Genomic DNA, 12237 nt, shown 5'->3' on the forward strand with positions numbered 1-12237 from the left:
GCTATACTATTTTCCTGAATAAACTGCCTCTTTATCTCCCAACACAAATGAAATGCTAAGAAATGACATTGTCATAATAAATAAAAAGGAATGGAAATTTTTAACATGGTAGGGGATTGTATAGCTTTAATTGAATTAAGTACTTTAATAAATAGAAATTACACTAAGTAAAATTCAATATTTACAAGTCTGTAAACATACTTTTTTGAAGGTTATTTATTGTAGGTTTATAAAAGTCTATCTATAGAGTAAAACCCATTCTTAAAACAAAAGGAGAATTATAAGGAGATCGGGAAACATCATAAAGTAAATTATATAAAGCCATAACAGTGACACCAGCTCTGTTTCCAATAGGTTGAAAGTAACCACCTCCGATAAAAAAAGCCGGTACCCAAGCCCTTCCGAGTTCAAACCCATTTGGGGTATTAAAGATTACATCTAAATTAATATTTTCATATTCAGTATAACCGAATAACTGCTGTGAAAAATTGTACCTGCCAAATAATTTGCCACCATAAATATTGGTTTCATAATCCGCAATTCTATTTCCACCTCTCACTCTAAAATACTGATAAATAATACCCCCACCTGCTGAAAGCTTATTATTAATCATGTATCCAACAATAGGGGAAGCCTCAACATGAGTAAAAGTGCCCAATTGAAGGCCGAAATTCCCTCCAAAATATAATCTGTCTGTAAAACCGGAGCTCTCGTCCACATATTTTTGTGCGGAAGAATTATGAAAGGCTGTAGCTCCCAAGAATAGGGCTACAATGAATATTATAAATTGCTTTTTCAAAGGTTATTCTTTTTCAACGATAACGAATAAGTCTTCTGATTCTTTTTTCATAAGGTACCTTTCTCGAGCAAATTTTTCCAATAATTCATCATCGCTCAATAATCCTTCCCTATCCATTTCCACTTCCTTGATTTTTTCTTGGTAATATTCTTTTTCCTTCAGTAAATCATTGTATTTAGAAGAAAGTCTCCATTGCGAAATCAAGTCGTTTCCGTCAATAAACAACATCCAAATCAGGAATGTAGCACCTGCTATGAAGTAAAAGTTTTTAAATATTTTCGGAATCCTATCCATGATATCCATTAAGTATTGATACTTTAAAAGTAATATAAAAAAATCAAATCGCCTAAAATTAAAAAAGGCTACCGGTGATGACACCAATAGCCTTTTTATGAAATTATATATGCTTAGAAGTTAATTCCAGGGAAATACGCCATTTCACCTAATTCTTCTTCAATTCTTAATAATTGATTGTATTTCGCCATTCTGTCTGAACGAGAAGCAGAACCTGTCTTAATTTGACCAGACCCCATAGCTACAGCCAAATCAGCAATAAAAGTATCTTCTGTCTCTCCTGAACGGTGAGAAATGATATTTTTATAAGAGGCTTTGTCTGCCATTCTGATAGCATTGATCGTTTCAGTTAAAGTACCGATTTGATTTACTTTAATTAAGATTGAGTTACCGATTTTTTCATCTATTCCTCTTTGCAATCTTTTGGTATTGGTAACGAATAAATCATCACCAACCAACTGAACCGTTCTGCCAATTTCCCTGGTAAGTTTTTCCCAACCTTCCCAGTCATCTTCTTGCATTCCATCTTCAATAGAAAGGATAGGGTATTTATCAGTCCATCTCTTCCAATAGGCTACCATCTCATCAGAGGTCAATTCTTCTCCAGTACTTTCAAATACATATTTCTTCTTGCCCTCATCATAAAATTCAGAAGCCGCTGCATCCAATGCAATGAAGATATCTTCACCTGGTTTAAAACCTGCTTTTTCAATGGCAGTCAATACTACTTCTATTGCTTGATCATTAGATTCGATATTAGGTGCAAAACCACCTTCATCCCCTACATTAGTGGATAAACCTTTGCTTTTTAATACTTCTTTCAAGTGATGGAAAACGGTAGTTCCCATTCTTAAAGCCTCAGAAAAAGATTCTGCGTTTACCGGCATTACCATAAATTCCTGAAAATCAATTTTATTATCGGCATGACTTCCACCATTTAGAATGTTCATCATGGGAACCGGCAAGGTGTTGGCATTTACACCTCCAATGTATCTATAAAGAGATTGCCCAGAAAGTTGAGCTGCAGCCTTAGCACATGCCATAGATACTCCTAAAATAGCGTTAGCTCCAAGTTTTGCTTTATTGTCAGTTCCGTCTAACTCGATCATGATCTTATCGATAAGATTTTGCTCAAATACGGAAAAACCAATTAGCTCTTCTGCAATTGCACCGTTAACGTTATCAACAGCTTTCAAAACCCCTTTTCCCATGAAAATGGATTTGTCCTTATCTCTTAATTCTACTGCCTCGTGAATACCGGTACTTGCTCCAGAAGGAACTGCGGCTCTGCCAAACCCTCCATTAGTGGTATAAACTTCTACCTCTACAGTAGGATTTCCTCTTGAATCCAATATTTGTCTTGCGTGAATGTTCTCTATTATACTCATAGTTTTATTAGTTGATTAGTGAAATAAATTGGTCGAATAAGTATCTGGAATCATGAGGCCCAGGTGATGATTCTGGATGATATTGTACTGAAAATACCTTTTTATCTTTCATCCTTAAACCTTCAACCGTATTGTCATTTAAATTAATGTGTGTGGAAACTACCAAATCAGAATTCTCCACATCTTCAGTAACTATACTAAAGCCATGATTCTGAGAAGTGATTTCACTTCTTCCTGATTCTTTATTGAAAACAGGTTGGTTTAATCCCCTATGTCCATTGTGCATTTTAAAGGTTTTAATCCCATTTGCCAAGGCGATTAACTGATGTCCAAGACAAATTCCAAATAATGGTTTACCGCTTTCTATTATTTGTTTGCTATTATTAATGGCATCTGTCATGACTCCGGGATCTCCAGGCCCATTTGACAAGAAATATGCTTGAGGATTCCATTCTTCAGTATCTTTGAAAGTGGTGCTAGAAGGAAATACTTTACATCTAAAACCTCTATCAATTAACTGCTTTAAGATACTGCTTTTAATACCATAATCCATCACAGCTAATTTTGTACCACCATCTTGTCCCATTTCATATGGCTCTTTCGTGCTTACAAAAGAAGAAAGCTCAAGACCTTCCATTGATGGCACTTTGTCTAATTCTTTCTTCAATTCTTCTAAATCGGTGATTTCTGAAGAAATAATGGCATTCATAGCCCCTTTATTCCGGATATGTCTTACGATTTTACGTGTATCGACATCACATATACCCGGGATTTCATGTCTTATGAGGTAATTATTTAGATTATCGACTGCTTGACCTCTGCTGTAATCATCAGAAAAAGCATTGATTACCACACCGAATATTTTAGGACTATCAGATTCAGACTCATTAGGATGAACACCATAATTACCAATGTGAGCATTAGTATTTACCATAATCTGTCCATAATAAGAGGGGTCTGTATAAACTTCTTGGTAACCAGTCATCCCAGTGTTAAAACAGATTTCTCCACCCTTTGTGCCTGAAAAACCTACTGATTTGCCATGGAAGACCGTACCGTCTTCTAAAAGTAAAATTGCTTTATTTTTGTTTTTATACTTCATCAGATATCATTCTGAAATTGAAAATGAATAGGAGCTATAATTTAATCGAGACAAAAATAAATAAAAAAAAAGGGATTGAATAAATATCCAATCCCTTTTATTAAATCTATTGCTAGAAAGATTATTCATCTCCCTTTTTCTCGTCTTTTTTATCATCAGACTTAGTTTCTTTCTTATCTGCTTTTGGCGCATCTTCCTTTTTGGCTTCAGCCTTTGGAGATTCTTCCTTTTTAGTTTCTGCTTTAGGAGTTTCCTCTTTTTTAGCCTCAGCTTTTGGAGCATCATCTGTTTTCGCCTCTTTCTTAGGTGCTTTTTCTTTAGTTTCTTTTGATTCATCAGAAGAACTATCAGCTTTTGCAGAAGCTGATTTAGAACCACCACCTCTACGGCTTCTTCTAGTAGTTTTCTTTTTCTCCTTAGTTTCACCACCAAGCAACAACTCATTGTAATCCACCAATTCAATTAATGCCATTTCAGCATCATCCCCCAGTCTAGAACCTAATTTAATGATTCTAGTATAACCTCCTGGTCTATTAGCGATTTTAGTAGCTACTTCGTCAAAAAGCTCTTTTAATACTTCTTTATTTTTCAAAGATGAGAAAACTACCCTTCTATTATGAGTTGTATCTTCTTTTGATTTTGTCAATAAAGGCTCAACATACTTCCTTAATGCCTTCGCCTTAGCAACAGTAGTAGTAATCCTTTTAGAAAGGATTAAAGACCCAGCCATGTTAGATAACATCGCATTTCTATGGGAAGCAGTTCTACTTAAATGATTAAATTTCTTACCGTGTCTCATTGTCCTTATTCTTCGTCAAGTTTGTATTTGGATAAATCCATTCCAAAGGTTAACCCTTTATCAGCTACCAATTGCTCTAATTCAGCTAAAGATTTCTTACCAAAGTTTCTAAACTTCATCATATCGGAAATCTCAAGTGCTACCAAATCGCCTAATGTTTTAACATCAGCAGCTTTCAAGCAATTATATGCTCTTACGGAAAGATCTAAATCATTAAGAGCCGTTTTGAGTAATTTACGCATATGCAACATTTCCTCATCTACAGCTTCCGGTTCATCAGATCCGCCAGCATCCAATACCATATTTTGGTCAGAAAACAACATGAAGTGTTTGATCAAAATATTGGCAGCTCCTTTTAAAGCCACCTCAGGATGAATACTTCCATCAGTCTCAATATCCAAAACTAATTGTTCATAATCAGTTTTTTGTTCAACCCTTGTATTTTCAACGCTATATTTAACGTTTTTGATAGGGGTGAAAATTGAATCGATAGCAATATAATCCGTAGCCTGATCCATTACTTTGTTGTCCTCGGAAGAAACATATCCTCTACCTTTTTCGATAGTCAATTCTATCTCAAAGTTTACCGATTCGTCCATATGACAAATCAATAATTCCGGATTCAAGATTTCATAAGCAGTAGTGAATTTATTGATATCACCTGCCTTGAATTCTTTAATATTTTTTAGAGAAATATTGATTTTGTTATCGGCAACTTCTGCAATCTTTTTAAACCTAACCATTTTTAGGTTTAATATGATTTCAGAAACATCTTCCACTACACCTTCAACTGCAGAGAATTCATGCAATACACCAGGAATCTTAATTCCTGTTATAGCATAACCTTCTAATGAAGATAACAAAATTCTTCTTAAGGCATTACCAACGGTAACACCATATCCTTTTTCTAATGGTTTGAATGTAAAAAGCCCGTGAAAATCATCTGCTTTTTCCATTGCAACCTTTTCAGGCATTTGGAATGCTAAAATGGACATATTATAAAATTTCTTTAAATTAACTTATTATTTTGAGTACAACTCGACAATTAGTTGCTCATTAATATTCTCTGGAATATCTTCTCTTTGTGGGGTATTAACAAATTTCCCTGACATTGAAGACTTATCAAATTCCAACCAAGAATATTTTGATACTGTATTAGAAGAAAGACTATCAGTAACCGCTTCAAGAGATTTAGATTTCTCTCTAACACCAATCACATCTCCTTCTTTCACTTGGTATGATGGAATATTTAAAATCTCACCATTCACCAATACATGTTTATGACCTACCAACTGTCTTGCTGCTCTTCTAGTGGGAGCAATTCCCAATCTAAAAACAACATTATCCAATCTGCTTTCCAATAATTGAAGTAAAACCTCACCGGTGATACCTTTCTTTCTTGAAGCTTTATCGAATAAATTAGCAAACTGCTTTTCTAATACACCATAGGTATATTTAGCTTTTTGTTTTTCCATAAGCTGTACAGCATATTCAGATTGCTTTCTACGCCTTCCTCTGCCATGTTGGCCAGGAGGATAAGCTTTTTTGGATAATGCTTTACTTGCACCAAAAATAGGTTCGTTAAACCTTCTTGCAATTTTGGATTTTGGTCCTTTATATCTTGCCATTTTCTTTAATTACTTAAACGATGAATTAAACCCTACGTCTTTTAGGTGGACGACATCCATTGTGAGGCAGTGGAGTAACATCCTTAATCATCGTTACTTCAATACCTGTATTTTGTATAGTCCTGATTGCAGAATCTCTACCTGCTCCAGGTCCTTTTACGTAAACCTCTACTTTTCTAAGGCCTAAATCATAGGCAGTTTGTGCAGCGTTTTGTGCTGCAACTTGGCCAGCATATGGAGTGTTCTTTTTAGAACCTTTAAACCCCATTTTTCCGGCAGATGCCCAGGAAATTACTTGACCTGTAGAGTTTGTCAATGAAATAATGATGTTATTGAATGAGGCTCTGATATGAGCCTGACCAATAGCTTCAACATTAACAACTCTTTTTTTAGCTTTATCTTTTCTCTTTTGAGCCATGATCTAATGATTACTTAGTAGCTTTCTTTTTATTTGCAATAGTCTTCCTCTTTCCTTTACGGGTACGAGAGTTATTTTTAGTTCTCTGTCCTCTTAATGGAAGCCCTTTTCTATGACGTAAACCTCTGTAACATCCAATGTCCAATAATCTCTTAATGCTCATTTGAACCTCAGATTTTAAAACACCTTCCGTCTTGAAATTTTCACTAATGACAGTCCTAACACTGTTAGCTTCATCATCAGTCCATTCACTTACCTTTTTATCAGCATCTACGCCAGCCATTTCTAATATCTTAGCCGCTGAACTTTTACCAAGACCAAAAATATAGGTCAATGATATAACTCCCCTTTTATTATCAGGAATATCTACTCCGGAAACTCTTGCCATAATTACCCTTGTCTTTGTTTGAAACGTGGATTCTTTTTGTTGATCACATAAAGCTTACCGTTTCTACGGACAACTTTACAATCAACACTTCTCTTTTTGATTGAAGCTTTAACTTTCATAATCTTTTTATTTGTATCTGTATACTATTCTACCTTTAGTTAGATCATAAGGAGACATCTCCAATTTTACTTTATCCCCAGGAAGAATTTTGATGTAATTCATTCTCATCTTACCGGAAATATGAGCTATTACCTCATGACCATTACTTAATTCAACTCTAAACATAGCGTTTGATAACGCTTCTGTTATTGTTCCATCTTGCTCTATTGAACTTTGTTTTGCCATAATTTTTAAATTAAGCTACCGCTGTTCTTTGTGATGAACTTCCTTTAACCTTACCTGATTTCATCATACCTTCATAATGACGCATCAATAAGTAACTCTCAATTTGTTGAAGTGTATCTAAAATTACTCCCACCATAATGATTAATGATGTACCTCCAAAGAATTGAGAGAATTGAGTACCAACACCAGCTCTTGCGACAAAAGCAGGTAATATTGCTATTAATGCTAAATATATTGAGCCTGGTAAGGTAATTTTTGTTAAAATATTATCTATGAAATCAGATGTTTCTTTTCCTGGTTTGATACCGGGAACAAAGCCACCGTTTCTTTTCATATCATCAGCAATTTGACTAGGATTAATAGTAATCGCTGTATATAAGAATGTAAATACTATAATTAATAATGCAAATGTCAAATTGTACTGCCAGCTTTGAAAGTCCGAAAATACATTTCCAATATAGGCTGCAGTATCACTATCATCTGCCCATAGATTGGCCAATAAAGCTGGTAAGAACATTAATGATTGTGCAAAAATGATTGGCATTACACCAGATGCATTAACTTTCAGTGGAATATATTGACGTTGTCCCCCATATACTCTACCGCCTACAACTTGTTTGGCATATTGAACTGGTATTCTTCTTGTAGCTTGCACCAACATTACTGTCACCATTACTACAAAGAAAAGAGCCACAATTTCAAGAATAAAGAACAATAATCCACTCATTCCTAAAGAAATAGCTTCAGCTACAATTGAACCAGGGAAACGTGAAATAATTCCAATCATGATTAACATTGAAATACCATTTCCGATTCCTTTATCAGTAATCTTCTCACCTAACCACATACAAAAGATTGTACCAGCGGTTAAAACAATTACAGAAGTGAAAGTAAAGAATGTTTGACTCATCATGATTGCCTCACTTGGAATAGTTCCGGCAACATAACTAACACCTTGAACGAAAGTGATAGCAATTGTCAACACTCTAGTAATTTGCGTAATTTTCTTCCTACCAGATTCCCCTTCTTTTTGCATTTTCTGGAAGTATGGTACAGCAACTGTTAGTAGCTGAATAACAATACTAGCAGAAATATATGGCATAATACCTAACGCAAAGATGGATGCATTAGAAAATGCCCCACCTAAAATAGTATCAAGAAGGCCGAATATACCTTGTGCATCTCCAGATAATTTGGAAGGATCCACCCCTGGCAATACCACAAAAGAGCCTAAACGGAAAATAATTAAAAACCCAATGGTATTTAAAATTCTATCTCTAAGCTCCTCTATGGAGAAAATATTCTTTATGGTAGAAAAAAAACGATTCATATTATATTTTTGATGCAGTTCCTCCAGCTTTTTCGATTGCCTCTAATGCAGTTTTTGAAAATGCATTAGCAGTAACATTCAATTTAGCTTTTAAGGTTCCGTTTCCTAAAATTTTAACCAAGTCATTTTTAGCAACAAGTCCTTTGCTTTTCAATAAATCTAAATCAATAGTATCAACACTATATTTTTCTTGAAGAATCTGTAGATCGCTCAAGTTGATAGCTTTATAGCTTACCCTGTTGAAATTATTGAAACCAAATTTAGGAACTCTTCTTTGCAATGGCATTTGACCTCCCTCAAAACCTTGTTTTGAAGAATAACCACTTCTAGATTTAGCGCCTTTATGACCTCTACCTGCAGTACCGGCAGCACCAGAACCCTGACCTCTACCAATACGCTTTCTATTTTTAATAGAACCTTCTGCTGGTTTTAATGTATGTAATTTCATCTTATCCTTCAGTTACATTAACTAAGTGAGCTACTTTTCTCAACATTCCCTCTATTTGAGGAGTTGAATCTTTAGTCACAGTTTTATTAATTCTTCCTAAACCCAAAGCTTCAATCGTTAGCTTTTGATTTTTAGGTCTTCCTATTACACTTCTGGTTTGTGTTACCTTAATTTTCTTCGCCATTGTAATTACCCGTTAAATACGTTAGAAAGTGCAATTCCTCTATCTTTGGCTACAGTAAACGGATCTCTCAATTTAAGTAGTGCATCGAATGTAGCTTTCACTACGTTGTGCGGATTAGAAGAACCTTTAGATTTAGCCAAAACATTGTGTACACCAGCACTTTCGAAAACAGCACGCATTGCACCACCTGCAATTACTCCAGTACCTGGAGATGCCGGCTTAATTAATACAAATCCTCCGCTGTATTTTCCAATTTGCTCATGTGGAACAGTACCCTTAAGAATTGGCACTTTAACCAAGTTCTTCTTAGCATCATCAATTCCTTTAGTAATTGCGTCAGTTACTTCATTCGCTTTACCTAAACCATAACCAACAACACCGTTACCATCTCCAACAACTACGATTGCAGAGAAACTGAATCTTCTACCACCTTTCACAACCTTAGCAACCCTTTTAATGGCTACTACCTTCTCTTTCAATTCGATTTCGCTTGCTCTTACAGATTTTATATTACTCTGAGACATATTTTTAGAATTTTAAGCCACCTTTACGAGCACCGTCAGCCAATGCTTTTACTCTACCATGAAATCTGTAACCACCTCTATCAAACACAATTGTTTTGATACCAGCATCTTTCGCTCTTTGAGCAAGAGTTTCACCTACTTTAGAAGCCGTATCCAGATCAGCATTACTTTTAGCACCTAATTCAATTGAATTTGCAGCAACCAAAGTATGACCTTTTAAATCATCGATTACTTGTGCATAAATGGCACGGTTACTTTTAAATACCGACAAACGAGGTGTTTCAGTAGTTCCAGAAATCTTTCTACGAATTCCTAATTTAATTCGAGCTCGTCTATTTTGTTTACTAATAGCCATTTTAAATATTATTTAGCGGCAGTTTTACCTGCTTTACGTCTAACTTGTTCACCAACAAATCTAATTCCTTTACCTTTATAAGGCTCAACAGTACGTAGGGATTTGATTTTAGCAGCTACTTGTCCAATTAATTGTTTGTCAAAACTCTCTAGAGTAACGACTGGATTTTGACCTTTTACAGTTTCAGCTGTAGCTTTAACCTCATCAGGCAATCCTAAAAATATACTGTGTGAGTAACCTACGTTCAGCTCTAATATATTACCTTGTACTGTGGCTTTATAACCAACACCCACAAGCTCTAATTGCTTTTTAAAGCCCTCAGAAACACCAGTAACCATATTATTCAATAAAGCTCTGTACAAACCGTGCATTGCTTTATGTCTTTTTGATTCTGTAGCTCTCTCAAGTGCTATTACCCCATCAGTATTCTTAACAGAAATAGCAGGATCTACTTGCTGTGTTAAGGTACCCTTAGATCCCTTCACAGTCACTAAATTATCTTTAGCGATCTCGAGCGTTACATCTTGAGGTAGATTTATAAGACTTTTACCTATTCGTGACATTTCTATTCTTTAATATACGTAGCACAATACTTCACCACCAACTTTAAGCGATCTTGCTTCCTTGTCAGTAATAACTCCTTTAGACGTTGACATAATCGCCACACCTAAGCCATTTAAAACCCTCGGTAGATTTTCAGAATCAGAGTATTTTCTTAACCCTGGTTTTGAAACTCTCTCTAATTTGGTTATAGCTGGAGTCTTAGTTTCAGGATCATATTTCAAGGCTATTTTAATATTACCTTGTCCGTTATTTTCCTCAAATTTATAATTCAGGATATAACCTTTTTCATGAAGCACCTGGGTCATACTTTTTTTCAAGTTTGATGCCGGTACCTCTACGATTCGGTGATTTGCCTTTATAGCATTACGAACCCTTGTCAGAAAATCAGCTATTGGATCAGTTACCATTTCTTAATTAATTATAATTTCTATTTGCTCTGCCGAAACAGGCGTGCAAAGTTAAGAAATTAATTTGTTTATAAAAATAAAATTTTAAAAATCACCAACTTGCTTTGGTAACTCCCGGTATCTTTCCTTGTGAAGCCATTTCACGGAAAGTTACTCTCGAAATACCAAATTTACGCATATATCCTTTAGGACGGCCCGTAAGTTTACATCTGTTGTGTAATCTTACTGGAGATGCATTTTTCGGTAATTTATCTAGAGCCTCATAGTCGCCATTGGCTTTTAGTTCAGCTCTTTTGGCTGCATACTTAGCAACCAGTCTTTCTCTTTTCTTTTCTCTGGCAATTACTGCTTTTCTAGCCATAATTATTGATTGTTTTTACTGGCAAATGGAGTTCCGAAAGCTTTCAATAATTCATAGCTCTCTTCATCCGTTTTTGCAGTGGTTACAAATGTTATATCCATACCAGAAATAGTAGAAACTTTGTCAATACTGATTTCTGGAAAAATAATTTGTTCTTTAACTCCAAGAGTATAATTACCTCTTCCGTCAAAACCTTTATCCTTTACACCTTGAAAATCACGTACACGAGGTAATGAAACAGATAATAATCTATCTAAAAACTCATACATTTTTTCGCCTCTAAGTGTAACTTTAGCTCCAATTGGCATCCCTTCTCTTAATTTAAAATTAGAGATTGAATTTTTAGCGTAAGTTGGTACTGCTTTTTGACCAGTTATCATGGTCAACTCTTCAACACCAGTATCTACTAATTTCTTATCTGCAGTAGCTGCCCCAATTCCTTTATTGATTACTATTTTAGTAAGCTTAGGAACTTCCATAGCAGAGCTATATTGAAACTTTCCTTTCAAAGCGGGAATTATTTCACCCAGATATAATTCTTTTAATCTTGGATTAGCCATTTTTGATTACCTCCCCCGTTTTTTTTGAATATCTTTGTAATTTACCGTTCTCGTCTAGCTTTCGCCCAGTTCTAGTTGCATCGCCAGTGGCTGGATCAACCAACATCAAATTACTGATGTGAATAGGAGCTTCGATTTTATCAATACCACCCTGAGGGCTGTTAGCAGAAGGTTTTTTATGTTTAGTAACAATATTTGCACCTTCAACGATAGCTCTATCTTTTTCACCCAACATCTCCAACACTTTACCAGTTTTGCCTTTAGCATTACCGGCAATTACTTTTACAGTGTCGCCTTTGCGGATATGTAATTTCTTCTGTTTGTTTTTTCTCCTCTCCATAAT

Annotated in this window: 21 protein-coding genes; all 21 read right to left on the reverse strand. The window is 35.2% G+C overall.

The features are described from left to right. Positions 1–241: 241 nt before the first annotated feature. Positions 242–799 (reverse strand): hypothetical protein, encoded by a 558-nt coding sequence (locus tag ACFE0M_RS02175; RefSeq protein ID WP_434544109.1) that lies wholly within the window; start codon positions 797–799, stop codon positions 242–244. Between the two features lie 3 nt (positions 800–802). Further along, positions 803–1093 (reverse strand): FtsB family cell division protein, encoded by a 291-nt coding sequence (locus ACFE0M_RS02180; protein WP_434544110.1) that lies wholly within the window; start codon positions 1091–1093, stop codon positions 803–805. 113 nt (positions 1094–1206) lie between these two features. Continuing rightward, positions 1207–2481, reverse strand: a complete 1275-nt coding sequence (gene eno, locus ACFE0M_RS02185; RefSeq protein WP_434544111.1) for a phosphopyruvate hydratase — start codon at positions 2479–2481, stop codon at positions 1207–1209. 7 nt (positions 2482–2488) lie between these two features. Next, positions 2489–3583 carry a glutamine-hydrolyzing carbamoyl-phosphate synthase small subunit gene (gene carA, locus ACFE0M_RS02190; protein WP_434544112.1) on the reverse strand — a complete coding sequence of 365 codons (1095 nt, stop codon included), beginning with the start codon at positions 3581–3583 and terminating at the stop codon, positions 2489–2491. A gap of 121 nt (positions 3584–3704) precedes the next feature. Beyond that, complete coding sequence (gene rplQ, locus ACFE0M_RS02195; protein WP_434544113.1) at positions 3705–4382, reverse strand: 50S ribosomal protein L17; 678 nt, start codon at positions 4380–4382, stop codon at positions 3705–3707. Positions 4383–4387: 5 nt separating this feature from the next. Beyond that, the gene (locus ACFE0M_RS02200) at positions 4388–5377 is read right to left on the reverse strand and encodes a DNA-directed RNA polymerase subunit alpha (RefSeq protein ID WP_434544114.1); all 990 of its coding nucleotides are present in this window, start codon (positions 5375–5377) and stop codon (positions 4388–4390) included. A 27-nt stretch (positions 5378–5404) separates the two neighbouring features. Then, complete coding sequence (rpsD, locus tag ACFE0M_RS02205; protein ID WP_434544115.1) at positions 5405–6010, reverse strand: 30S ribosomal protein S4; 606 nt, start codon at positions 6008–6010, stop codon at positions 5405–5407. Between the two features lie 25 nt (positions 6011–6035). Continuing rightward, on the reverse strand, positions 6036–6428 hold the full coding sequence (gene rpsK / locus ACFE0M_RS02210) for a 30S ribosomal protein S11 (protein ID WP_303272031.1): 393 nt from the start codon (positions 6426–6428) through the stop codon (positions 6036–6038). Between the two features lie 10 nt (positions 6429–6438). After that, positions 6439–6816, reverse strand: coding sequence for a 30S ribosomal protein S13 (gene rpsM / locus ACFE0M_RS02215; protein ID WP_434544116.1), 378 nt, complete (start codon positions 6814–6816; stop codon positions 6439–6441). 2 nt (positions 6817–6818) lie between these two features. Next, positions 6819–6935 (reverse strand): type B 50S ribosomal protein L36, encoded by a 117-nt coding sequence (gene ykgO / locus ACFE0M_RS02220; RefSeq protein WP_013455173.1) that lies wholly within the window; start codon positions 6933–6935, stop codon positions 6819–6821. Positions 6936–6942: 7 nt separating this feature from the next. Beyond that, complete coding sequence (gene infA / locus ACFE0M_RS02225; protein ID WP_013455172.1) at positions 6943–7161, reverse strand: translation initiation factor IF-1; 219 nt, start codon at positions 7159–7161, stop codon at positions 6943–6945. A 10-nt stretch (positions 7162–7171) separates the two neighbouring features. Next, on the reverse strand, positions 7172–8491 hold the full coding sequence (gene secY / locus ACFE0M_RS02230; RefSeq protein WP_013455171.1) for a preprotein translocase subunit SecY: 1320 nt from the start codon (positions 8489–8491) through the stop codon (positions 7172–7174). Position 8492: 1 nt separating this feature from the next. Beyond that, positions 8493–8939: a 50S ribosomal protein L15 gene (rplO, locus tag ACFE0M_RS02235; protein WP_303272028.1), complete on the reverse strand. Its 447-nt coding sequence runs from the start codon at positions 8937–8939 to the stop codon at positions 8493–8495. A 1-nt stretch (position 8940) separates the two neighbouring features. Then, the gene (gene rpmD / locus ACFE0M_RS02240; protein ID WP_375580657.1) at positions 8941–9123 is read right to left on the reverse strand and encodes a 50S ribosomal protein L30; all 183 of its coding nucleotides are present in this window, start codon (positions 9121–9123) and stop codon (positions 8941–8943) included. A gap of 5 nt (positions 9124–9128) precedes the next feature. Beyond that, a complete protein-coding gene (gene rpsE / locus ACFE0M_RS02245; RefSeq protein WP_325122520.1) occupies positions 9129–9647 on the reverse strand; it encodes a 30S ribosomal protein S5 in 519 nt (172 codons plus the stop codon). A 4-nt stretch (positions 9648–9651) separates the two neighbouring features. Continuing rightward, positions 9652–10002 carry a 50S ribosomal protein L18 gene (gene rplR, locus ACFE0M_RS02250; protein ID WP_434544117.1) on the reverse strand — a complete coding sequence of 117 codons (351 nt, stop codon included), beginning with the start codon at positions 10000–10002 and terminating at the stop codon, positions 9652–9654. 8 nt (positions 10003–10010) lie between these two features. Next, entirely contained in the window at positions 10011–10565 is a 555-nt protein-coding gene (rplF, locus tag ACFE0M_RS02255; RefSeq protein ID WP_434544118.1) for a 50S ribosomal protein L6, read from the reverse strand. Between the two features lie 9 nt (positions 10566–10574). Then, complete coding sequence (gene rpsH / locus ACFE0M_RS02260; RefSeq protein ID WP_434544119.1) at positions 10575–10973, reverse strand: 30S ribosomal protein S8; 399 nt, start codon at positions 10971–10973, stop codon at positions 10575–10577. 91 nt (positions 10974–11064) lie between these two features. Next, positions 11065–11334, reverse strand: a complete 270-nt coding sequence (gene rpsN / locus ACFE0M_RS02265; protein ID WP_013455164.1) for a 30S ribosomal protein S14 — start codon at positions 11332–11334, stop codon at positions 11065–11067. A gap of 2 nt (positions 11335–11336) precedes the next feature. Then, on the reverse strand, positions 11337–11894 hold the full coding sequence (gene rplE, locus ACFE0M_RS02270) for a 50S ribosomal protein L5 (protein ID WP_434544120.1): 558 nt from the start codon (positions 11892–11894) through the stop codon (positions 11337–11339). Next, positions 11887–12234: a 50S ribosomal protein L24 gene (gene rplX, locus ACFE0M_RS02275; protein WP_434544121.1), complete on the reverse strand. Its 348-nt coding sequence runs from the start codon at positions 12232–12234 to the stop codon at positions 11887–11889. Before rplX ends, rplE begins: the two co-directional genes overlap by 8 nt. Between the last annotated feature and the right edge of the window lie 3 nt (positions 12235–12237).

Origin of the sequence: Marivirga sp., from assembly GCF_051117495.1 — a bacterium.
In the GTDB taxonomy this organism is placed as follows: domain Bacteria; phylum Bacteroidota; class Bacteroidia; order Cytophagales; family Cyclobacteriaceae; genus Marivirga.

Excerpts from the sequence above, each read along its gene's own strand:
- ACFE0M_RS02180 (WP_434544110.1), bottom strand. The coding sequence starts at position 1,093 with ATGGATAGGATTCCGAAAATATTTAAAAACTTTTACTTCATAGCAGGT.
- eno (WP_434544111.1), bottom strand. The coding sequence starts at position 2,481 with ATGAGTATAATAGAGAACATTCACGCAAGACAAATATTGGATTCAAGA.
- carA (WP_434544112.1), bottom strand. The coding sequence starts at position 3,583 with ATGAAGTATAAAAACAAAAATAAAGCAATTTTACTTTTAGAAGACGGT.
- rplQ (WP_434544113.1), bottom strand. The coding sequence starts at position 4,382 with ATGAGACACGGTAAGAAATTTAATCATTTAAGTAGAACTGCTTCCCAT.
- ACFE0M_RS02200 (WP_434544114.1), bottom strand. The coding sequence starts at position 5,377 with ATGTCCATTTTAGCATTCCAAATGCCTGAAAAGGTTGCAATGGAAAAA.
- rpsD (WP_434544115.1), bottom strand. The coding sequence starts at position 6,010 with ATGGCAAGATATAAAGGACCAAAATCCAAAATTGCAAGAAGGTTTAAC.
- rpsK (WP_303272031.1), bottom strand. The coding sequence starts at position 6,428 with ATGGCTCAAAAGAGAAAAGATAAAGCTAAAAAAAGAGTTGTTAATGTT.
- rpsM (WP_434544116.1), bottom strand. The coding sequence starts at position 6,816 with ATGGCAAGAGTTTCCGGAGTAGATATTCCTGATAATAAAAGGGGAGTT.
- ykgO (WP_013455173.1), bottom strand. The coding sequence starts at position 6,935 with ATGAAAGTTAAAGCTTCAATCAAAAAGAGAAGTGTTGATTGTAAAGTT.
- infA (WP_013455172.1), bottom strand. The coding sequence starts at position 7,161 with ATGGCAAAACAAAGTTCAATAGAGCAAGATGGAACAATAACAGAAGCG.
- secY (WP_013455171.1), bottom strand. The coding sequence starts at position 8,491 with ATGAATCGTTTTTTTTCTACCATAAAGAATATTTTCTCCATAGAGGAG.
- rplO (WP_303272028.1), bottom strand. The coding sequence starts at position 8,939 with ATGAAATTACATACATTAAAACCAGCAGAAGGTTCTATTAAAAATAGA.
- rpmD (WP_375580657.1), bottom strand. The coding sequence starts at position 9,123 with ATGGCGAAGAAAATTAAGGTAACACAAACCAGAAGTGTAATAGGAAGA.
- rpsE (WP_325122520.1), bottom strand. The coding sequence starts at position 9,647 with ATGTCTCAGAGTAATATAAAATCTGTAAGAGCAAGCGAAATCGAATTG.
- rplR (WP_434544117.1), bottom strand. The coding sequence starts at position 10,002 with ATGGCTATTAGTAAACAAAATAGACGAGCTCGAATTAAATTAGGAATT.
- rplF (WP_434544118.1), bottom strand. The coding sequence starts at position 10,565 with ATGTCACGAATAGGTAAAAGTCTTATAAATCTACCTCAAGATGTAACG.
- rpsH (WP_434544119.1), bottom strand. The coding sequence starts at position 10,973 with ATGGTAACTGATCCAATAGCTGATTTTCTGACAAGGGTTCGTAATGCT.
- rpsN (WP_013455164.1), bottom strand. The coding sequence starts at position 11,334 with ATGGCTAGAAAAGCAGTAATTGCCAGAGAAAAGAAAAGAGAAAGACTG.
- rplE (WP_434544120.1), bottom strand. The coding sequence starts at position 11,894 with ATGGCTAATCCAAGATTAAAAGAATTATATCTGGGTGAAATAATTCCC.
- rplX (WP_434544121.1), bottom strand. The coding sequence starts at position 12,234 with ATGGAGAGGAGAAAAAACAAACAGAAGAAATTACATATCCGCAAAGGC.